The 19,538-nt window shown below is 68.8% G+C and carries 19 protein-coding genes and 1 tRNA gene; 15 read left to right on the top strand and 5 right to left on the bottom strand.

Annotated elements, in window-relative coordinates:
* Window positions 1-120: 120 nt before the first annotated feature.
* Both ruvX and GGQ96_RS14930 read right to left on the bottom strand, forming a co-directional pair.
* Window positions 121-591: a Holliday junction resolvase RuvX gene (gene ruvX, locus GGQ96_RS14935; RefSeq protein ID WP_184116152.1), complete on the bottom strand. Its 471-nt coding sequence runs from the start codon at window positions 589-591 to the stop codon at window positions 121-123.
* On the bottom strand, window positions 588-1,706 hold the full coding sequence (locus tag GGQ96_RS14930) for a DUF3089 domain-containing protein (protein ID WP_184116151.1): 1,119 nt from the start codon (window positions 1,704-1,706) through the stop codon (window positions 588-590). Before GGQ96_RS14930 ends, ruvX begins: the two co-directional genes overlap by 4 nt.
* Before the next feature lie 118 nt (window positions 1,707-1,824).
* Here GGQ96_RS14930 and gatC point away from each other — a divergent pair, with 118 nt between their 5' ends.
* From gatC to GGQ96_RS14890, 8 genes are all read left to right on the top strand, one after another.
* Window positions 1,825-2,112, top strand: a complete 288-nt coding sequence (gatC, locus tag GGQ96_RS14925) for an Asp-tRNA(Asn)/Glu-tRNA(Gln) amidotransferase subunit GatC (RefSeq protein ID WP_184116150.1) — start codon at window positions 1,825-1,827, stop codon at window positions 2,110-2,112.
* Window positions 2,112-3,596: an Asp-tRNA(Asn)/Glu-tRNA(Gln) amidotransferase subunit GatA gene (gene gatA / locus GGQ96_RS14920; RefSeq protein ID WP_184116149.1), complete on the top strand. Its 1,485-nt coding sequence runs from the start codon at window positions 2,112-2,114 to the stop codon at window positions 3,594-3,596. Before gatC ends, gatA begins: the two co-directional genes overlap by 1 nt.
* Window positions 3,590-4,108 carry a serine O-acetyltransferase gene (locus GGQ96_RS21790; RefSeq protein WP_246360618.1) on the top strand — a complete coding sequence of 173 codons (519 nt, stop codon included), beginning with the start codon at window positions 3,590-3,592 and terminating at the stop codon, window positions 4,106-4,108. Before gatA ends, GGQ96_RS21790 begins: the two co-directional genes overlap by 7 nt.
* Before the next feature lie 72 nt (window positions 4,109-4,180).
* A complete protein-coding gene (gene gatB, locus GGQ96_RS14910; RefSeq protein ID WP_184116148.1) occupies window positions 4,181-5,647 on the top strand; it encodes an Asp-tRNA(Asn)/Glu-tRNA(Gln) amidotransferase subunit GatB in 1,467 nt (488 codons plus the stop codon).
* 38 nt (window positions 5,648-5,685) lie between these two features.
* Window positions 5,686-5,979, top strand: a complete 294-nt coding sequence (locus GGQ96_RS14905) for a barstar family protein (RefSeq protein ID WP_184116147.1) — start codon at window positions 5,686-5,688, stop codon at window positions 5,977-5,979.
* 99 nt (window positions 5,980-6,078) lie between these two features.
* Window positions 6,079-6,816 carry a hypothetical protein gene (locus tag GGQ96_RS14900; RefSeq protein ID WP_343059078.1) on the top strand — a complete coding sequence of 246 codons (738 nt, stop codon included), beginning with the start codon at window positions 6,079-6,081 and terminating at the stop codon, window positions 6,814-6,816.
* The gene (locus GGQ96_RS14895; protein WP_343059077.1) at window positions 6,813-7,982 is read left to right on the top strand and encodes a M48 family metallopeptidase; all 1,170 of its coding nucleotides are present in this window, start codon (window positions 6,813-6,815) and stop codon (window positions 7,980-7,982) included. The genes GGQ96_RS14900 and GGQ96_RS14895 overlap by 4 nt, the downstream gene beginning before the upstream one ends.
* Window positions 7,983-7,993: 11 nt before the next feature.
* Window positions 7,994-8,599, top strand: a complete 606-nt coding sequence (locus GGQ96_RS14890) for a hypothetical protein (RefSeq protein WP_246360617.1) — start codon at window positions 7,994-7,996, stop codon at window positions 8,597-8,599.
* Window positions 8,600-8,645: 46 nt separating this feature from the next.
* Here the strand turns inward: GGQ96_RS14890 and GGQ96_RS14885 are convergent, their stop codons facing one another.
* Window positions 8,646-8,903 (bottom strand): hypothetical protein, encoded by a 258-nt coding sequence (locus GGQ96_RS14885; protein WP_221240016.1) that lies wholly within the window; start codon window positions 8,901-8,903, stop codon window positions 8,646-8,648.
* 1 nt (window position 8,904) lies between these two features.
* A complete protein-coding gene (locus GGQ96_RS14880) occupies window positions 8,905-9,066 on the bottom strand; it encodes a hypothetical protein (protein WP_184116145.1) in 162 nt (53 codons plus the stop codon).
* 111 nt (window positions 9,067-9,177) lie between these two features.
* Here GGQ96_RS14880 and GGQ96_RS14875 point away from each other — a divergent pair.
* From GGQ96_RS14875 to clpX, 5 genes are all read left to right on the top strand, one after another.
* Window positions 9,178-9,262 (top strand) — tRNA-Leu (locus GGQ96_RS14875).
* A 56-nt stretch (window positions 9,263-9,318) separates the two neighbouring features.
* Window positions 9,319-10,950: a trigger factor gene (tig, locus tag GGQ96_RS14870; RefSeq protein WP_184116142.1), complete on the top strand. Its 1,632-nt coding sequence runs from the start codon at window positions 9,319-9,321 to the stop codon at window positions 10,948-10,950.
* A gap of 72 nt (window positions 10,951-11,022) precedes the next feature.
* Window positions 11,023-11,955: a glycosyltransferase family 2 protein gene (locus GGQ96_RS14865; protein WP_184116140.1), complete on the top strand. Its 933-nt coding sequence runs from the start codon at window positions 11,023-11,025 to the stop codon at window positions 11,953-11,955.
* Between the two features lie 56 nt (window positions 11,956-12,011).
* The gene (locus GGQ96_RS14860; RefSeq protein ID WP_281392667.1) at window positions 12,012-12,713 is read left to right on the top strand and encodes an ATP-dependent Clp protease proteolytic subunit; all 702 of its coding nucleotides are present in this window, start codon (window positions 12,012-12,014) and stop codon (window positions 12,711-12,713) included.
* A 141-nt stretch (window positions 12,714-12,854) separates the two neighbouring features.
* A complete protein-coding gene (clpX, locus tag GGQ96_RS14855) occupies window positions 12,855-14,120 on the top strand; it encodes an ATP-dependent Clp protease ATP-binding subunit ClpX (protein ID WP_184116138.1) in 1,266 nt (421 codons plus the stop codon).
* Window positions 14,121-14,615: 495 nt separating this feature from the next.
* On the opposite strand, the gene GGQ96_RS14850 is transcribed toward clpX, so the two are convergent.
* Window positions 14,616-16,910, bottom strand: a complete 2,295-nt coding sequence (locus GGQ96_RS14850) for a glycoside hydrolase family 3 N-terminal domain-containing protein (protein ID WP_184116136.1) — start codon at window positions 16,908-16,910, stop codon at window positions 14,616-14,618.
* Window positions 16,911-17,071: 161 nt separating this feature from the next.
* On the opposite strand from GGQ96_RS14850, the gene GGQ96_RS14845 reads away from it, so the two are divergent.
* Both GGQ96_RS14845 and GGQ96_RS14840 read left to right on the top strand, forming a co-directional pair.
* Complete coding sequence (locus GGQ96_RS14845) at window positions 17,072-18,082, top strand: LacI family DNA-binding transcriptional regulator (protein ID WP_184116134.1); 1,011 nt, start codon at window positions 17,072-17,074, stop codon at window positions 18,080-18,082.
* Complete coding sequence (locus tag GGQ96_RS14840; protein ID WP_184116132.1) at window positions 18,079-19,488, top strand: glucoamylase family protein; 1,410 nt, start codon at window positions 18,079-18,081, stop codon at window positions 19,486-19,488. Before GGQ96_RS14845 ends, GGQ96_RS14840 begins: the two co-directional genes overlap by 4 nt.
* Window positions 19,489-19,538: the final 50 nt, after the last annotated feature.

Here is a 19,538-nt window from a genome sequence, read left to right as displayed (position 1 = left end):
GGCCACAGGTGGCGCCGGAAAATGTCCCGCATCTCGTATAGCGAGATATCCTAATCCGGGATAGGTTAAATGCTGGTGTAACGGTCGTGAACAACTTGCAACATCGCTGTCACCGGGCTGTCATTCCTTGGTCATGGTCAGCGCATCGATCGCTCCTTGCAGGATATGGGCGGCGGCGTGATTGTCGATCCGCTCGGCGCGCTTGGCGCGGCTGATATCCTGTTCGATCATCGCGCGTTCGACCGCGACCGTCGACCAGCGCTCGTCCCAGAGCAGCACGGGGCCGAGATCAGCGACGTTGCGGGCGAAGGCGCGGGTCGACTGGCTGCGCGGGCTCTCCGTGCCGTCCAGGTTGAGCGGCAGGCCGATCACCAGCCCGCGCACCGATTGCGGGCCGATCAGGGCGACCAGCGCGGCCTTGTCGGCGGTGAACTTGGTGCGGCGGATCAGCGTCGCGGGGCTGGCGAAGGACCAGCCGGCGTCGCACAGCGCGGTGCCGATCGTCTTGGTGCCGACGTCCAGCCCGATCAGCCGGCCGCCCGCCGGCAGCGCGGCGCGGAAGGCGGCGGCGTCGGTGGTGACGAGGGTCATCGGCGATATCCTTGCAGGCGACGCGCCGCATCGGCGCGGACATTGGCCCAGAACAGGCTGTAGTCGTAGACGTGATAGTTGTTGCCGGGCAGCACATAGGGGCCGACCTCGGGCGGGGCGCCGATCATCAGCAAGCCGCGCGGACCACAGGCCGCCGGCACCCGGCCCGGCGCGATGGTCGCGGTGGCGAGATCGGCGGCGGGGTAGAGCGTGCCGAGATTGGCGCTGGCCGGGGCGGTGGCGTCGGGCGTGCCGGTGAGCGGATTGGTGCAGACCATCGGCGTGTCCTTGCGCGGCTGGCCGTTGAACCCGGTCGTCTTGTCATAGGTGTCGATCACCAGCGACGGATCGGCCGGCGCGGCGAAGCTCTGCCACGACAACAGGCAACCGGCCTGGTCGGCGGTCGCGCATTCGGGCAGGCCTAGGCGCGGCAGATCGGTGGTCCGCGACACTGGCCAGCCGACGACATAGGCGGCGACGATCCGGCGGCGCAGGGCCGGGTCGGTGGCGACGCGGTCGCGCAGCAGCCGGGTCAGGTGCAGCGCGCCCTGGCTGTGTCCCGCCAGGATGATCGGCGTCCGCGGCCCGATCTGGCGCAGGAAGCTGTCGAAGGCGGCGGAGACGTCGCCGTACGCGAGGTGCAGTGCCTGTTCCGAATCGGCGACGCTGGTCAGGAACGCGCCGAACGTCGCCTGGCGATAGCGCGGCGCCCAGACCTCGCCGACCGCGTTGAAGGCGCTGGCCTGTCCCCGCAGGAACAACGCACTCCGGTCGTTGGTCTCCGCGTCGTCGAGCGGCGCGTTCCAATGGTCGCGGCTGACATAGGAGGTGGGATGGATGAAGAAGATCGCCGCCTTGCGCCCCGTGGCGTCCACCGCGCGCGGGGCGTAGCCCTGCGGCCTCCAGAGCGCGGGATTGCCGGCCAGCTCCGGGCGGGCGAGCCACATCGCCGGATCGTCATAGGCGCTGGCCTGGACCGAGGCTTGGCGGCGGAAGGACTCGCCCGGCGTCAGCGCCATTCGCATCAGGTCGGTGCCGAACAGCCGGTAGGCGAGCGCCGCCGCGATCACCAGCACGATGAGTGCGGCGAAGATGTACAGGAACTTGCGCGCCAAAAGGGTCTCCTCGTCCCCCTTCAAGGAAGGCCTCTGCTACAGGACGGCACGGTGCGCGCAAGGCGTACCGTACGCAAGCGCTTGCACCGGGCGGAGCGCGAGTGGTAGCGGGCTGCCCATGGCCGTGGACACCAACACCGTGAAGAAGATCGCCAGCCTCGCCCGGCTCGCGATCACCGACGACGAGGCGGCGCGCATCGCGCCCGAGCTCGACAATATCCTGCACTGGATCGAACAGCTAGGCGAGGTCGACACCGCCGGCGTCGAGCCGATGACCGCGGTCATCCCCAATCACCTGCGCCTGCGCGACGATGTGGTGACCGATGGCGGCATCCGCGACCAGTTGATGACGAACGCGCCGCAGGCCGAGCACGGCTTCTTCGCGGTTCCCAAGGTGATCGAATAATGACCGAACTAGCCGACCTGACGATCGCCGCCATCCGCGACGGCGTGCGCGACGGCGCCTTTACGGCGCGCGAAGTGGCCGAGGCGTTCAACGCCCGCGTCGCCGAGGCGAGCGCGCTCAACGCTTTTCTGGTAGCGACGCCCGATCATGCGCTCGCCGCCGCGGACGCCGCCGACGCGGCGCGGGCCGCCGGCGAGACGCTGAAGCCGATGGCCGGCGTGCCGATCGGCATGAAGGACCTGTTCTGCACCGCGGGCGTGCGGACCACCGCCGCCAGCCACATCCTGGAGGACTTCACGCCGACCTATGAGTCGACCGTGTCGCAGAATCTCTGGAATGCCGGCGCGGGGATGCTGGGCAAGCTCAACCTCGACCAGTTCGCCATGGGCTCGTCGAACGAGACCAGCTATTTCGGCAACGTCATCTCGCCCTGGCGGCGGCGCGACGGCGGCAATGCGGCGCTCGCTCCCGGCGGATCGTCGGGCGGCTCGTCCTCGGCGGTCGCGGCGCGGCTGTGCCCGGGCGCGACCGGCACCGACACCGGCGGCTCGATCCGCCAGCCGGCCGCCTTCACCGGCATCTCGGGCATCAAGCCGACCTATGGCCGCTGCTCGCGCTGGGGCACGATCGCCTTCGCCTCGTCGCTCGACCAGGCCGGGCCAATGGCGCGCACGGTGCGCGACTGCGCGATCATGCTGGAGGCGATGGCCGGCTTCGACGCCAAGGACTCGACCTCGCTCCAGCTCGACGTGCCGGCATGGGAAGCGGGCCTGTCGGGCGACCTGCGCGGCAAGCGCGTCGGCATCCCGAAGGAGTATCGCGTCGACGGCATGCCCGCCGAGATCGAGGCCCTGTGGCAGCAGGGCATCGCCTGGCTGCGCGATGCGGGCGCGGAGATCGTCGAGGTCTCGCTGCCGCACACCCAATATGCGCTGCCCGCCTATTACATCATCGCGCCGGCCGAGGCGTCGTCCAACCTCGCCCGCTATGACGGCGTCCGCTACGGCCTGCGCGACCTGCCGGACGGCGCCAACCTTCAGCAGATGTATGCCGCGACCCGCGCCGCCGGCTTCGGACCGGAGGTCAAGCGCCGCATCATGATCGGCACCTATGTGCTGTCGGCCGGCTTCTACGACGCCTATTACACCCAGGCGCAGAAGGTGCGGGCGCTGATCGCGCGCGACTTCGAGCGCGCCTGGGAGCAATGCGACCTGCTGCTCGCGCCGACCGCGCCCTCGGCCGCCTTCGCGCTGGGCGAGAAGTCGGCCGATCCGATCGCCATGTATCTCAACGACGTGTTCACCGTGCCCTCGTCGCTCGCCGGACTGCCGGCGATGAGCGTACCGGGCGGGCTGGACGCGGCCGGGCTGCCGCTGGGCCTCCAGATCATCGGCAAGGCGCTGGACGAGCAGTCCGTGCTCAACGCCGGGCTGGCGATCGAGGAGCGTGCGGGCTTCACGGCGCGGCCGGAGCGCTGGTGGTAACCGACGGCGTCATCGCGCCGGACTGGTCGCGCGAGCATCGCGCCCGCGGCCAGTGGTCGCCCGACCGGTCGCTGCTGAAGACGATCCGCGACTATCAGCGGCACCGGGCGCGCGGCGGACCGATCGCGGCGGTCCTCCGGCGCTGGGCGGTGCTGCGCCATCGCTTCTGGTCGGCGGTGACGGGGGCGGAAATCCCGATCAACTCGCCGATTGGCGGTGGGTTGATGATCCCGCATCCCAACGGGATCGTGATCCATCCGGCCTCGACGATCGGGCCCAACTGCCTGATCCTGCAACAGGTGACGCTCGCGCGGATGGTCAATGGCTCGCCGACCCTGGGGGCGCATGTCGACATCGGCGCGGGCGCCAAGCTGCTCGGTGGCATCCATATCGGCGACTATGCGCGGATCGGCGCCAACGCGGTGGTGATGCAGGACGTGCCGGCGGGGGCGACCGCGGTCGGCATCCCGGCGCGGATCATCCCCGACAAGCGGCCGGTGCCGAGGCCCTGACGGCTTGAATTACGCCGGGCAACGGGTCATGCCCGCCGGCGATCTCTTTATTCCAGACAAGCGGACGATGTGATGAGCAACTATCGGGTCCAGGGCGCCACGGGCGAGTGGGAGGTCGTGATCGGCCTGGAGGTGCACGCCCAGGTCACGTCCAACGCCAAGCTCTTCTCGGGCGCGGCGACCGCCTTCGGCGCGGAGCCCAATACCCAAGTCAGCCTGGTCGACGCGGCCATGCCCGGCATGTTGCCGGTGCCGAACATGGAGTGCATCCGCCAGGCGGTGCGCACCGGCATGGCGATCGACGCGCAGATCAACCGCTGGTCGCGGTTCGACCGCAAGAATTATTTCTACGCCGATCTGCCCCAGGGCTATCAGATCAGCCAGCTCTACCACCCGCTGGTCGGCGAGGGCGCGATTGAGATCAGCCTGGACGAGAAGGACCCGGAGGGCGCGGTGAAGCGCATCGGCGTCGAGCGGATCCATGTCGAGCAGGATGCCGGCAAGCTGATGCACGACCAGCATCCGACCCGCTCCTATGTCGACCTGAACCGATCGGGCGTCGCGCTGATGGAGATCGTCAGCCGCCCCGACATGGCTTCGCCGGCGGAAGCGGGGGCCTATCTGCGCAAACTGCGCGCGATCCTGCGCTATGTCGGCTCGTGCGACGGCAACATGGAAGAGGGCTCGATGCGCGCCGACGTGAATGTCAGCGTGCGTCGCCCCGGCGACCCGCTGGGCACGCGCACCGAAACCAAGAACGTCAATTCCGTCCGCTTCGTGATGGCGGCGATCGACTATGAGGTGAAGCGCCAGATCGACGTGCTGGAGGAGGGCGGCACGATCGTCCAGGAGACCCGGCTGTTCGATCCGGACAAGGGCGTGACCCGTTCGATGCGGTCGAAGGAGGATGCGCACGACTATCGCTACTTCCCCGACCCCGACCTGCTGCCGCTGGAGCTGGACGAGGCGTTCCTGGCCGAATGCCGCGCTTCGTTGCCTGAACTGCCCGACGCCAAGCGGCACCGGTACGAGGGGCTGGGGATCAGCCCCTATGCCGCCAATGTGCTGACCGCCGAGGTCGAGGCGGCGCGCTGGTTCGATGCGCTGCTGGAAACCGACGCCAAGCCGGTCGCCGCCGCCAATTGGGTGACCTCGGAACTGTTCGGCGCGCTCAACCGGCTGGGGCGGAGCATCGACGACAGCCCGGTCTCGCCGACCCAGGCGGCGGAGCTGCTGGCGCTGGTCGCGGACGGCACGCTGTCCGGCAGCCTCGCCAAGCAGGTCTTCGAGATCATGCTGGAGACCGGCGACGGTGCGGCCAAGGTGGTCGAGGATCGCGGGTTGAAGCAGACCAGCGACACCGGCGCGATCGAGGCGGTGATCGCCGACGTGATCGCCAAGAACCCGAAACAATATGAGCAGTTCAAGGGCGGCAAGGAGGCGCTGTTCGGATTCTTCGTCGGCCAGACGATGAAGGCGATGGGCGGCAAGGCGAATCCGGCGGTGGTCAACGAACTGCTGAAGAAGGCGCTGGCCTGATCGCTCCTGCGGACGGCGGGATCGGCGCGGGCGGGGCGGTGACCCGGATCGACCTCGACGCCAGTCGCTGGCGGACGCGCGCCGACTTCTACGCGGCCCTGCTGCCCCGACTCGGCGCGCCGGACTGGGTGGGCGGCAATCTCGACGCGCTGTTCGACTGTTTGGGTGGCGGCATCCTGTCGCTCGCGCCGCCCTTTCTGGTGATCGTGCATCGGGTCGACGCGATGCCGGCCGGAGAGGCGGCCTATGTGCGCCGCGCCGAACAGGTCTTCGCCGATGCGCGCGCCACGTTCGGCCAGGCGGTGGAGCTGCGCTTCGCCTCGGGAGATTGATCGGTTTCCGATGCAAGGCGATCATGACCGTTGCGTCATGATTTCGGGTTGATCTAAGCTCGAGTCCGGGATCGCGGGGGGCGGTCCGGGGGAAACGCAATGATGCATCGTCTCGCGGCGTGGCTGGGTGCCATGTCGTGCATCCTGTCGCCGGTCGCCGCCTTCGCGCAGGAGAAATCGGCCAGCCGGCCCGGTTTCGCCATGGCGCCGGGCGCCTGCATCCTGCTGTTCCGCCCGGACATATCGGTCGGCGCCCAGTCCACCGGCGGCATCGCAGAGCCCAATGCCGACTGGACGCAGGAGGCGCGCGAGCATCTCGACGCGGCGCTGGGGCGCGCGCAACAGGGGATGGGACACCCCATCGTCACGGCGGCGGCGCCCGTGGGCGAGGCGGCCGCGGCGCTCGCCGCCTATCGCGCGCTCTTCTCCGTGGTCGCCGATTCGGTGATCGAATATCAATTCTTCCCCGGCAATCGCCTGCCGACCAAGAAGCGCGCCGGCCAGTTCGACTGGACCATGGGGCCGGGCGTCGCGGCGCTCGGCCAGGGCAGCGGCTGCGGCTATGGCCTGTTCCTGCTGACCGAGGACCAATTCGGCTCGACCGGGCGGAAGATGCTCCAGATCGTCGCCCTGATGGCGCGGGTGCCGGTCACTTCGGGCGTCCACAAGGGCTATGCGGGGCTGGTCGACTTGCGCACCGGCGAGCTGATCTGGCTCAACGCCGATCGCCAGATGGGCGGCGATGTCCGCACCGCCGACGGCGCCGCCAAGCGGGTCGCGCAATTGCTGGAGGGCTTTCCCGGCGCTGTTCCAGTCCCGGCCGGTTCGGGCCAGTGATCCGCGCCGGCATCGCGGCGCTGCTGGCGGGACTGGCGCTTGCCGGTGCGCCCGTCCGGGCCGGCGCAGCGTCCGGGGCGGGCGCGCTGCCGCCTTATGCCGGGCTCTACCAGCCCAGCACCGTGGACGAGCGCGGGCTGTGGATGAAGGCCGACGAGTACGAACGGCAGTTGCGCGACTCGGCCTTCGTGATCCGCGATGCGGCCCTCAATGCCTATGTGCGGGGCGTTTTCTGCCGCACGGTCGGGCCCGATCGCTGCGCGGCGGTGCGGCTCTATGTGATGCGCGTGCCGCAGTTCAATGCGACGATGATGCCCAATGGTGCGCTCCAGATCTGGAGCGGGCTGTTGCTGCGGGTCCGCAGCGAAGCCGAGTTGGCCGGTATCCTGGGCCATGAGTTCGCGCATTTCGAGCGGCGGCACGGGCTAGGCCGATTGCGCCACGGTCGCGTGATGACCGACATCGCCAGTTGGGCCGGCGTGCTGGGCGGCGTGTCCGGCCTGGTCGTGCAGACCCAGGCGATCGGCTCGATCTTCACGCATAGCCGCGCGGACGAGAGCGAGGCCGACCTGCTCGGCGCGCGCTATGGCGCCGCCGCCGGCTATGACGCGCGGGCGCTGCCTGCGATCTGGATGCGGCTGATGGACGAGGCGGATGCGACCGCGCTGGGACGCCGCCAGCGCAGCCATCGCTACGACCGCGTCAGCTTCTTCGCCAGCCATCCCACCAGTGCGCAGCGCGCCGCCGACCTCCGCGCGGCGGCGGCCGCGCTGCCGCCCGGCGGCGAGTCCGGAGACCAGCGGCTGGTCGGAGCGATCGCGCCCTGGCGATCGGCCTTCCTTGAAGACCAGTTGAAGCTCAACGATTTCGAGGGAACGGACGTTCTGCTGCGGCAGATCGCGGAGGCGGGCTGGAGCGAGGATCTGCTGTTCGCCCGCGCCGAACTGTACCGTGGTCGGGGCCATCCGCGCGATCTGGTGGCCGCCGCCGACCTGTACCGCCAGGCGATCGGCCTGAACGCGGGTCATCCGGAAAGCTGGCGGGGGTTGGGCCTGGCGCTGCTGCGCGGCGGGCAGGTGGACGAGGGGCGGCAGGCGCTGCGCCACTATCTGGCGGCGCGACCCGATGCGGCGGACGCATCGATGCTCGCGGCGCTGCTGACGTGAGGAGAGGGGAGATGATGGGACCGATGATCGGCCGCGTGGCGGCGGCGCTGCTGGTGCTGACGGGGGCGGCCGCCGCCTGGGCCGGCAATACGCTGGTCGCCGCCGGGCAGCGCGTGGCGGTGGCCAAATCGGCGCTGACGGTGGCGCCGGCCTCCGAGTGGAACCGGCTGGGCGCACGACCGGGCCGCCAGACCGAGACATGGACGCTTGACGGCGACCCGCTGAACGACCTGACCTTCTATGGCGGGATCGAGACCGGACGGCCGCTGTTCCGCGAGGTGGCCAAGCGCACCAAGCCGCTGCCGCATTTCTCCTCGACCATGTTGCTGACGGACCTGCCGGCGCTGTTCGAACAAAGCTATCGCATCGCCCTGGACACGCCGCTGGTCACGATCGACGCCAGCGAGCCGGCATCCTTCCTGGGAGAAAAGGCCGTACGTTTCCGCTACGGCTTCACTCGGCAGGGCGAGGAAGTCAAACGGCAGGGCGAGGCCGTCGCCGCGATCGTTGGCGGCCGCCTGTACATGATCACCTTCGAGGCGCCGAGCATCCACTTCTTCGGTCGGGACATTGGCCGGGTGCGGGACCTGGTTGCCTCGGCGCGCCTGGGCGCCTGACCGCGCGAAGTCGGGAGGGCGGCGGGGCCGGGCCCCGCCGCTTGCGTCACTGCTGCGTCAGATCCTGGTTCCGGACCGTCCCGCCGGTGCCCGACGGTCCGTCGAAGCGGCCGGGATCGGTGAAGGTCTCCGGCTCCGGGCCGCCTTCGCCGCGTTCGACCGCATCGGCGCGGGAGGCGACCGCCTGTTCCAGATCGCTGCGCGCGTCGTCGTCGCGCCGCTCGATCGGCGTATTGGGATCGGTGCCGACATGATCCTCGGGCCGGCCCTCGCCGGTCGCATCGCTGCTGGGGGTGTTTGCCACCTCAGATCTCCGCCGGCTGCTGCGTGCCGGGATCGCCTGCCGGCGTGCCGGGTGAGGGCTGATCGATATCGGGGCCCGGCGGCGCGATCTCGGGCGGTGGGGCGTCGGGCTGCACCGGCTGGCTGGACGGCGTCGGCTGTTCGGGGGGTGGTTGGGTCGCCATGATCGTCTCCTTCAGCCCCTCGAACGCGCTGTCTCGCGCACAGGTTGCGTCCCCGCTTGCTAGGTAAGGCTGGACTGGTATAGACGCGCGCCCTACGGCGGGTCCGGACATGCGGGCGTGGCGGAACTGGTAGACGCGCTGGATTTAGGTTCCAGTATCGCAAGATGTGGGGGTTCGAGTCCCTTCGCCCGCACCAGTCCCGCCCGGAGCATGGCGGGTCGCACACAATTTTCTCCAGATCGAAGGCACCCAATGCAGACTGTCGAGACGCTCAACGAGGGGCTGAAGCGCGCCTACACGCTGACCATCACCGCCCAGGATATCGACCAGAAGGTCGAGGCCGAGGTGAAGCGCGTCGCGCCGCAGGTGCGGATGCCCGGTTTCCGTCCCGGCAAGGTGCCGGCCAATCTGGTCCGCAAGATGCACGGCGAATCGCTGGCGCAGGACGCGCTGAACGCCGCGATCCAGCAGGGCATCCAGCAGCTGATCGGTGACAATGGCCTGCGCCCCGCAATGCAGCCCTCGGTTGCGCTGAAGGACGGCTATGAGGCCGGCCAGGACGCGGTCGTGACGGTCGAGATGGAAGTGCTGCCGCAGGTGCCGTCCCCGGCGATCGATGGCCTGACGCTGGAGCGACTGACCGTGCCGGTCGCCGATTCGGCGGTCGATGCGCAGCTCAAGACCTTCGCCGATTCGCAGAAGCGCTGGAACGACGCGGGCGACAAGGCCGCCGAGATGGGCGACCAGGTCACCGTCGATTTCGTCGGCAAGACCGCGGACGGCGTCGCCTTTGAGGGCGGCACCGGCAGCGACATGCCGGTCGAACTGGGCGCCGGCCGCCTGATCCCCGGCTTCGAGGACCAGCTGGTCGGCGTGAAGGTCGGCGAGGAGAAGCAGCTCCAGGTCACCTTCCCCGAGGATTACGGCGCGGCGAACCTGGCGGGCCAGCCCGCCACCTTCGACATCGTCGTCAAGTCGGTGAAGACCGCCGGCGAAAGCGTGATCGACGACGAGATGGCCAAGGGTCTGGGCCTGGAAAGCCTGGAGCAGCTGCGCGGCCTGATCAAGGGGCAGATCGAGCAGGAGCATAACGGCCTGACCCGCACCCATATGAAGCGCAAGCTGCTCGACCAGCTCGCCGAGGGTCATGACTTCGAAGTGCCGCCGTCGATGGTCGAGGCCGAGTTCGGCCAGATCTGGGCGCAGCTGGAGCATGAGGCGACCCACGAGGCCGATCCGGAGGCCGCCAAGGCCGAGATGGAGAAGGAGCGCGACGATTACCGCAAGATCGCCGAGCGCCGCGTCCGCCTGGGCCTGCTGCTGTCGGAGATCGGCCAGGCCAATGGCGTCGAGGTCAGCAACCAGGAGATGAACCGCCTGATCGCGCAGGCCGCGCAGCAGTACGGCCCAGAGGATCGCCAGCGCTTCATCCAATATGTCCAGCAGGAGCCGATGGCCGCCGCCCAGCTGCGCGCCCCGCTCTATGAGGACAAGGTCGTCGACTTCCTGTTCGAGAAGGCGACCGTGACCGATCGCGAGACCACCCGCGAGGAGCTGGAGGCCGCGATCGAGAGCGAGGACGGCTTCGCGACCGGCACGCACGTCCACAACCATGATCACGATCATGACCATCACGGCCACGACCACGGCCATGACCATGCGCATGACGACGCGGCGCAGGCCGAGCCGGCCGGCGAGGACGCGCCGAAGAAGGCCGCCGCCAAGAAGCCGCGCGCCAAGAAGGCTGCACCGGTGAGCGAGGAGACCCAGATCGTCGAGTCCGCGCCCGAGGCGGCCGAAGCGGCGGAAGGCACCGAGGCGGCCGACGCCGCGCCGGCGAAGAAGCCGCGCGCGAAGAAGGTCAAGGCCGAAACCGCCGAGTGATCGGCGACGCGGCGCCCCGGCCCGTCAGGGGTCGGGGCGTCGACGATATCAGGGTAACCCACAAGGCTGGCGATGACCGAACCGACGATTGCCGTCCTGTTGCCTTGCTATAACGAGGAGGCGGCGATCGCGCAGACGGTCGCCGGGTTCCGCGCGGCGCTGCCCGGCGCTGCCATCTATGTCTATGACAACAACAGCAGCGACGGCACGGTCGCCGTCGCGCGACGCGCGGGGGCGATCGTCCGCCGCGAGCGGATCCAGGGCAAGGGCGCGGTGGTGCGGCGGATGTTCGCCGATGTCGACGCCGACGTCTATGTGATGGCGGATGGCGATGCGACCTATGACGCCGCCTCCGCGCCACGGCTGATCGCAGCGTTGCTGGACGAGCAGCTCGACATGATCGTGGGCAGCCGGATCAGCCAGGTCCAGGAAAGCTATCGGCGTGGCCACCGCTTCGGCAATGCGCTGCTCACGGGGATGCTGGCGCGGCTGTTCGGGCGCAGCTTCACCGATATCCTGTCCGGCTACCGCGTCTTCTCGCGCCGGTTCGTCAAGAGCTTCCCGTCGCTGTCGGCGGGGTTCGAAATCGAGACCGAAATCTCCGTCCACGCGCTGGAGCTGAAGATGCCCTGCGCCGAGATCGAGACGCCCTATTTCGCGCGGCCGGAAGGATCGACCTCCAAACTGTCCACCTATGGCGATGGCTGGCGCATCCTATCGACGATCCTGACGCTCTACCGGATCGAGCGACCGCTGCTGTTCTTCGGTCTCGCGGGGGCAGCGCTGCTGGTGCTGGCGCTGGTGCTGGCCGCGCCGCTGGTCGTCACCTATCTCCATACCGGGCTGGTGCCGCGGATGCCGACCGCGGTGCTGGCGACCGGCCTGGTGATCCTCGCCGCGCTCAGCCTGTTCGCGGGGCTGATTCTGGATACGGTGGTGCGCGGCCGGCGCGAGGTGCGGCGACTGGCCTATCTCGCGCACCCGGCACCTTTTGCCGGGGCTTGAACTCCCCGGCCGCCCACGCGACATAGGGGGCCTTACAGGGCATAAGAGAGTGATCCATGCACAATCCGTTCGAGACCGGTGACTTCGCGACCCCGCTGATGAGCGCCGGGCTCGGCCTGCGGCAGACCCAGGCGGGTCTCGTCCCGATCGTGATCGAACAGTCGAACCGCGGCGAGCGGTCGTTCGACATCTTCTCGCGCCTGCTGCGCGAGCGGATCGTGTTCGTGACCGGCGGGGTCGAGGACGGCATGGCCAGCCTCATCACCGCGCAGCTGCTCTTCCTCGAGTCCGAGAACCCGAAGAAGGACATCTTCATGTACATCAATTCGCCGGGCGGCGTCGTCACGGCGGGCATGGCGATCCACGACACGATGCAATATATCCGGCCGCGTGTCGGCACGGTATGCATCGGGCAGGCGGCGTCGATGGGAAGTTTCCTGCTGGCGTCCGGCGAGCCGTCGATGCGAGTCGCGCTGACCAACAGCCGGATCATGATCCACCAGCCCTCGGGCGGTGCGCAGGGCATGGCGTCGGACATTGAAATCCAGGCGCGCGAGATCCTGCGCATGCGCCATTTCCTCAACACGCTCTATGCCAAGTACACCGGCAAGCCGCTGGAGGAGATCGAGCGCGCCATGGACCGCGACAAGTTCATGAGCGCCGAGGAGGCCAAGGAATTCGGCTTGATCGACCAGGTGTTCGACAAGCGCCCGACCCCGGCCGACGACGTGGCCGCGCCGACCGCGCCGGCGGCCTGACGTGGCATCCGGTCGTCCTGTCGCCATCGTGACAAATCGATGTCGTTTAGGACGATTGGACATTGCCGCGCCCCTGACGGCCGGGTTACCATGCCCGGCCCGACATTCGAGGAACGAGCTTCCTCGCGAAGGATGGTTTGAATGACGAAACTGAGCGGTGGCGACTCCAAGAGCACCCTCTATTGCTCGTTCTGCGGGAAATCGCAGCACGAGGTGCGCAAGCTGATCGCCGGACCGACGGTCTTCATCTGCGATGAGTGCGTGGAACTGTGCAACGACATCATCCGCGAGGAGACGAAGTCGGCGCTGGTGTCCAAGAAGGATGGCGGCGTTCCCACTCCGCAGGAAATCTGCAACGTGCTCGACGACTATGTCATCGGGCAGAAGCAGGCAAAGCGTGTTCTGTCGGTGGCGGTGCACAACCATTACAAGCGGCTGAACCACGGCGCCAAGGGGGCCGATGTCGAGCTGGCCAAGTCGAACATCCTGCTCGTCGGTCCGACCGGCTGCGGCAAGACGCTGCTGGCGCAGACGCTGGCGCGCATCCTCGACGTGCCCTTCACCATGGCCGATGCGACGACGCTGACCGAGGCCGGCTATGTCGGCGAGGATGTCGAGAACATCATCCTCAAGCTGCTCCAGGCGTCCGACTATAATGTCGAGCGGGCGCAGCGCGGCATCGTCTATATCGACGAGATCGACAAGATCAGCCGCAAGGCCGAGAATCCGTCGATCACCCGCGACGTGTCGGGCGAGGGCGTGCAGCAGGCGCTGCTCAAGCTGATGGAGGGCACCACCGCCAGCGTGCCGCCCCAGGGCGGACGCAAGCATCCGCAGCAGGAGTTCCTGCAGGTCGACACGACCAACATCCTGTTCATCTGCGGCGGCGCGTTCTCGGGCCTCGAGAAGATCATTGGCGACCGTCTGCAAGGCAAGTCGATCGGCTTCGGCGCTTATGTCGCCGCGCCAGAGGAGAAGCGCACCGGCGAGGTGCTGCGCCAGACCGAGCCGGAGGATCTGCTGAAGTTCGGCCTGATCCCCGAATTCGTCGGTCGTCTGCCGGTGATCGCGACGCTGGAGGATCTGGACGTCACCGCGCTGGTGAAGATCCTGGCGGAGCCGAAGAATGCGCTGGTGAAGCAGTATCAGAAGCTGTTCGACATGGAGCAGGTCGAGCTGAACTTCACCGACGAGGCGCTGGTCACGGTCGCCAAGAAGGCGATCGAGCGCAAGACCGGCGCGCGCGGACTTCGTTCGATCCTGGAGGCAATCCTGCTCGACACCATGTTCGACCTGCCGTCGATGACGGGCGTCGACGAGGTGATGATCGACAAGGACGTGGTCGACGGCCGCAAGGAGCCGATCCGCGTCTATGCCGAGAAGAAGAAGGCCGGCGACGCCGCCTGATCCTTCGGGTGATGTGCGTTGGGGAGGGCGTCGGATCGGGCACGATCCGGCGCCCTTGTTTTTCGAGGGGAGCGGGGGGCGCTTGGTCCAAGAGAAAGCGCCAAGAGGATTGCACGCGGAGTTGCCGAGGCGCGGAGGAGGCAAAGACCTCAGGCGTGCGCGGAAGCGCGCCGCATCAATCCAGAGACAGGAAGTATAAGCCGCTGTCGCGGCAGCGGCACCCGCTCTGCGCGTCCGCGTGCGAAACCACTTCGCGGCTTCGCGCAGAAAGTGCCGCGGCCCTTTCCGAAGCCGCAAAGCACTCAAACCTGCATCCATGCAAGGGCGGGAGCTTCGCTACTCCTGTCCGATCATCCCGGCGAAGCCCGGGGACCATTCGGCAGACGTTTGTCGGTCGCTCGACACGATCCGCGACTGGACCCCGGCCTCCGCCGGGGTGGTGTAGTGTTCAAGGCGGTGTCGGGACTTTGGCGGCGGCGTCACCGCCGCCAACCGTTACGCCTGGGTCAGGTCAAACGTCCCATGCACGCCCTCCGCCTGGGCCGAGGGGGCAATCCAGACGTCGAACGTTCCCGGCTCGACCGTCGGCTGATTGTCGACGCCGTAGAACAGCAGGTCGGCGCGGCGCAGCGTGAAGCGTACCGTCTCGCTCGCGCCCGGAGCCAGCGCCACCTTGCGGAAGCCCTTGAGCTGGCGGACCGGGCGGGTGATGCTGGCGACGCGGTCGCGGATATAGAGCTGCACCACCTCCTCGATCGCGCGCGTGCCGCCGTTGCGGACGGTGGCGGCGATTTCGATCGCGCCGTCCCAGGGCAAGGTGGGGCTGCCCAATGTCAGGCCGGCATAGTCGGGCCGGCCATAGGTCAGGCCATGGCCGAACGGATAGAGCGCCGCGTTGGGCGCTTCGCGATATTGCGTCTTGTACGGCTGGCGTGGTCCCGCCGGCGCGGGGCGACCGGTGGCCTTGTGGTCGTAATGATAGGGTTCCTGTCCGCTCTCGAAGGGCAGGCTGATCGGCAGGCGGGCCGAGGGCGAATAGTCGCCGAAGAGCACGTCGGCGGTGGCATGGCCGCTTTCCGAGCCGAGGAACCAGGTCATCAGGATGGCGGGCGCGTCGCGCACCGCGCCGTGCAGCGCCAGGCCGCGCCCGTTCTTCAGGATCACCACCACGGGCTTGCCGGTCGCCGCCACCGCCTCGGCGAGCGCCTGTTGCGGTGCGGGCACGACGATCTCGGTGCGCGACTGCGCCTCGCCCGACATCGTCTCGCTCTCGCCGATCGCCAGCAGTACGATATCCGCCGCCTGCGCCGCCGCCACGGCGGCGTCGATGCCGCCGGGCAGCGCCGCCTCGACGCCCGATCCGGCGGTGACGCTGAGCAGCGCCGGATCGGCCATCGCGGCGCGCAGCCCGGTGGCGAGGTCCACCGCCTGCCCATTGTCGCCATAGACCACCCACGGGCCGTTCAGGTCGTGCTGGCCGCTGGCGAAGGGGCCGATCAGCGCCAGGCGGCGGCCGGCCTTGGGCAGGGGCAGCAGGTCGCCGTCATTCTTGAGCAGGACGATCGACTTGCGGCCGGCCTCGCGGGCCAGCGCCAGGCTGGCCTTCGTGCGCGACCGCGCCTTTTCCCGCTTCACGTCGATGCGGCGGAACGGATCGTCGAACAGCCCCAATCGATGCTTGACCATCAGCACGCGTCGCACCGAGCGGTCGAGCACCTCCTGTGGCACCAGGCCGTCGCGGACCAGCCCGGGCAGATGCAGCATGTAGAGGTTGCTCTGCATGCACATATCGACCCCCGCCAGGAACGCGATCCGCGCCGCGTCGCGCCCGTCCTTGGCGAAGCCGGCGGCGATCATCTCCTCGTCGCCGGTATAGTCGGACACGATGATGCCGGGGAACTTCCACTCGTCGCGCAGCACCGTCTGCATCAGCCAGGGATTGCCATGCGAGGGGATGCCGGAGATTTCGTTGAACGAGGCCATGCCCGACAGGGCACCGGCATCGAAGCCGGATTTATAGGGCGGCAGATAGACCTCGCGCAGCGTGCGCTCGGACATATCGACTTCGTTGTAATCGAGCCCTGCCGCCACCGCGCCGTACGCGGCGAAATGCTTGACGCAGGCCATCATCGCGTCGTTCGCCTTGAGGTCCTGGCCCTGGAAGCCGCGCACGCGGGCGGCCGCGAACAGGTTGCCGACCAGCACATCCTCGCCCGCGCCCTCCATGGTCCGGCCCCAGCGCTGGTCGCGGGCGATGTCGACCATCGGGAAGAAGGTCCAGTCGATGCCGGCGGCGGCGGCCTCGTACGCCGCGACGCGCGCGGTCCGCTCGGCGAGCGACGGCTCGAAGCTGGCCGCCTCGGCGACCGGCACCGGGAAGATGGTGCGATGGCCGTGGATCACGTCGGCGGCGAAGATCAGCGGGATCTTCAGCCGCGAACCCCGCATCACCGCGCCCTGCATCCGCCGCGCCATTTCCGCGCCATTGCCGTTGAACACGCCGGTCAGCCTGCCCGCCACCGCATCGGCGAGCTGCTGGTCGAAGCTGACGCCGCCGGCCGCGGGCGGGTTGAGCCCGGTGGCGATGCCGCCGCTCCAGGCCGCCGCGTTCAGCGTCAGTTGCCCCGCTTTCTCCTCCAGCGTCATCCGGCCGACCAGCGCCGCCACCTGCGCGGGCATCGCCATCGTATCGGTGGCGGCGAGCAGCGCGCGCGCCGGGCTGGTCGCCCAGGCGGCGATCGCGCCCGCGCCGAGCAGCGCGCCGCGCCGCGTGATCGTCGTGTCGCCCATCTCAAACTCTCTCCCAAGTCGGTCGTCGGACGCGGCGCATTTTACATTTGACCGCCCCGTGTAACCGGTTACCTAGACGCCAATGGCCCGATCTGGCAATCGCCGGGTCAGGGTTTTTACGCCATGATCCGGCCTGGACGGTTCGGACATGAGGAGGGATGATGCGCAAGGCTGGGGCGACGATCCGCGATGTGGCGGCGCGGGCCGAATTGTCGGTGGCGTCGGTGTCGCGCGTGTTCAACGGCCATGCCAATGTCCATCCCGACGCGCGGGAGCGGGTGCTCGCCGCCGCCGAGGCGCTGGGCTATGTCCCCCATGCCGGCGCGCGCAGCCTCAGCATGGCGCGCACCCATGCGGTAGGCGTCGTCATCCCCGACCTGCATGGCGAGTTCTTCTCGGAGATCGTGCGCGGCATGGATCGCGAGGCGGGGCGGCGCGGCTATCATCTGCTGCTGTCCAACATGCATGCCGATGCGGAGCAGGCGGCGCAGGCGATGCGCAGCATGCGGGGGCGCGTCGACGGCATGATCGTGATGGCCCCCGGCCTCGACCCGGCGGCGGTGGAGGCGGTGCTGCCGGTCGGCATCCCGGCCGTGCTGATCGCCAGCCCCAATGCCGGCACGCGCGCGGCGGTGGCGATCGACAATCGCGCTGGCGTCGAGGCGGTGGTCGCGCATCTGGTCGCCACCGGCCGCCGCGCGCTCGTCCATGTCGCGGGGCCGGAGGGCAATATCGACGCCACCGAACGGCGCGAGGCGTTCGTCGAAGCACTCGCCCAGCATCTGCCCGGCCGCCCGCCCCGGATCATTCCGGGCAGCTTCTTCCAGGAAGCGGGGGAGGGCGCGGCGCGCGACCTGCTGGCCTCGGGCGAGAGGTTCGACGCAATCGTCGCCGCCAACGACATGGTGGCGCTGGGCGCGCTGCACGTGCTGCGCGAGGCGGGCGTCGACGTGCCCGGCCGCGTCGCGGTGGCGGGGTTCGATGACGTGCCGCTCGCCCGCTTCCTGTCGCTGACCACGGTGCAGGTCGGCATCGACGAGATCGGCGGCCGTGCGATGACGCGGCTGTTCGACGACATAGAGGGCAAGGCGTCCGACATGATGATCGACATGATCACCCCCCGGCTGATCGTCCGGGCCACCACCGGCGCCGCCGGCGAGCCGCACGCATGATCGCGCTCGATCGCCGCCAGGTCCTCGCCGGGCTTCCGCTGATGGCGGCGGCGACGCGCCTGCCGGCCGCGCCCCGGCCAGCGCTCGACCCGTGGTTCGCCGACCTGGAGAAGCGGACCTTCGAGTTCTTCTGGGAGACGGCGAACCGCGACAATGGCCTGGTGCCCGATCGCTGGCCCGACCCGCCCTTCGCCAGCATCGCCTCGGTCGGCTTTGCGCTGACCGCCTATCCGATCGGCGTGGCTCGCGGCTGGTGTACGCGGGACGCCGCGCGCGACCTGACGCTGACGACGTTGCGCTTCTTCGACCGCGCGCGCCAGGGCGAAGCGGCGAGCGGCACCGCCGGGTACAAGGGCTTCTTCTACCATTTCCTGCACATGGACAGCGGCCTGCGCTATCGCGACGTCGAGCTGTCCAGCGTCGATTCCAGCCTGTTGTTCCTCGGCATCCTGTTCGCCGGCCTGTGGTACGATCGCGCCGATCCGGCGGAGGCGGAGATCCGGCGACTGGCCACCCGCATCGTCGACCGCGCCGATTGGCCCTGGTTCCAGACCGCCAGCGGCTCTTTCTCGATGGGCTGGCATCCCGGCAAGGGCTTCATCGAGCGGTCCTGGGACGGGTATAACGAGGGGATGATGGTGCATCTGCTCGCGCTCGGCTCGGGTGGGCATCCGGCGCGCGACGGCGCGTGGGAGGCGTGGACCAAGCCCTATCCGGCATTCTGGCGCGGCTCCGGTGACACGCGACACCTCGCCTTCGCGCCGATGTTCGGCCACCAGTACAGCCAGATGTGGATCGACTTCCGCGGCATCCGGGACGCGACGATGCGGCGCGAGGGGTTCGACTATTTCGAGAACAGCCGTCGTGCCACCTATGCGGACCGGGCCTATTGCATCCGCAATCCGATGCAGTGGGACGGCTATGGCCGCGATATCTGGGGGCTGACCGCCTGCGACGGGCCCGGCGACTTTCGCCTGGAGTTCAAGGGCGAGATGCGCCAGTTCCACGGCTATTCGGCGCGCGGCCCGCTCGGGCAGCCGGACGGGCTGGACGACGGCACGATCGCGCCGACCGCTGCGCTCGGCTCGCTTGCCTTCGCACCGGAGATCTGCATCCCGGCCGCACTCGCCATGCATCGCCGCTACGGCGGCAACCTCTATGGCCGCTACGGCTTCCGCGACAGCTTCAACCCCAGCTTCCGCTATGCCGACGTCACGGTGACCAGCGGGCGGGTCGATCCGGCGCAGGGCTGGTTCGCGTCGGACTGGCTGGGCATCGACCAGGGCCCGATTCTCGGCGCGCTGGCCAATTACCGCAGCGACTTCATCTGGTCGGTGATGCGCCGGTCGCCGCATCTGCGCCGGGGCCTGACGCGCGCGGGGTTCGGTGGCGGTTGGCTCGGCTGAGCGGCGGCCTGCCTAAACTGTTGCATGTCGGCCACATTCTGGCTTGTTTA

Source organism: Sphingomonas abaci (assembly GCF_014199625.1).
Classification (GTDB): domain Bacteria; phylum Pseudomonadota; class Alphaproteobacteria; order Sphingomonadales; family Sphingomonadaceae; genus Sphingomonas; species Sphingomonas abaci.
The sequence above is the reverse complement of the archived record's forward strand: the minus strand, read 5'-3'. Positions and strand labels throughout refer to the sequence as shown.

Excerpts from the sequence above, each read along its gene's own strand:
- ruvX (WP_184116152.1), bottom strand. The coding sequence starts at position 591 with ATGACCCTCGTCACCACCGACGCCGCCGCCTTCCGCGCCGCGCTGCCG.
- gatC (WP_184116150.1), top strand. The coding sequence starts at position 1,825 with ATGGCCGTGGACACCAACACCGTGAAGAAGATCGCCAGCCTCGCCCGG.
- gatA (WP_184116149.1), top strand. The coding sequence starts at position 2,112 with ATGACCGAACTAGCCGACCTGACGATCGCCGCCATCCGCGACGGCGTG.
- gatB (WP_184116148.1), top strand. The coding sequence starts at position 4,181 with ATGAGCAACTATCGGGTCCAGGGCGCCACGGGCGAGTGGGAGGTCGTG.
- GGQ96_RS14900 (WP_343059078.1), top strand. The coding sequence starts at position 6,079 with ATGATGCATCGTCTCGCGGCGTGGCTGGGTGCCATGTCGTGCATCCTG.
- GGQ96_RS14890 (WP_246360617.1), top strand. The coding sequence starts at position 7,994 with ATGATGGGACCGATGATCGGCCGCGTGGCGGCGGCGCTGCTGGTGCTG.
- GGQ96_RS14880 (WP_184116145.1), bottom strand. The coding sequence starts at position 9,066 with ATGGCGACCCAACCACCCCCCGAACAGCCGACGCCGTCCAGCCAGCCG.
- tig (WP_184116142.1), top strand. The coding sequence starts at position 9,319 with ATGCAGACTGTCGAGACGCTCAACGAGGGGCTGAAGCGCGCCTACACG.
- GGQ96_RS14865 (WP_184116140.1), top strand. The coding sequence starts at position 11,023 with ATGACCGAACCGACGATTGCCGTCCTGTTGCCTTGCTATAACGAGGAG.
- GGQ96_RS14860 (WP_281392667.1), top strand. The coding sequence starts at position 12,012 with ATGCACAATCCGTTCGAGACCGGTGACTTCGCGACCCCGCTGATGAGC.
- clpX (WP_184116138.1), top strand. The coding sequence starts at position 12,855 with ATGACGAAACTGAGCGGTGGCGACTCCAAGAGCACCCTCTATTGCTCG.
- GGQ96_RS14850 (WP_184116136.1), bottom strand. The coding sequence starts at position 16,910 with ATGGGCGACACGACGATCACGCGGCGCGGCGCGCTGCTCGGCGCGGGC.
- GGQ96_RS14845 (WP_184116134.1), top strand. The coding sequence starts at position 17,072 with ATGCGCAAGGCTGGGGCGACGATCCGCGATGTGGCGGCGCGGGCCGAA.
- GGQ96_RS14840 (WP_184116132.1), top strand. The coding sequence starts at position 18,079 with ATGATCGCGCTCGATCGCCGCCAGGTCCTCGCCGGGCTTCCGCTGATG.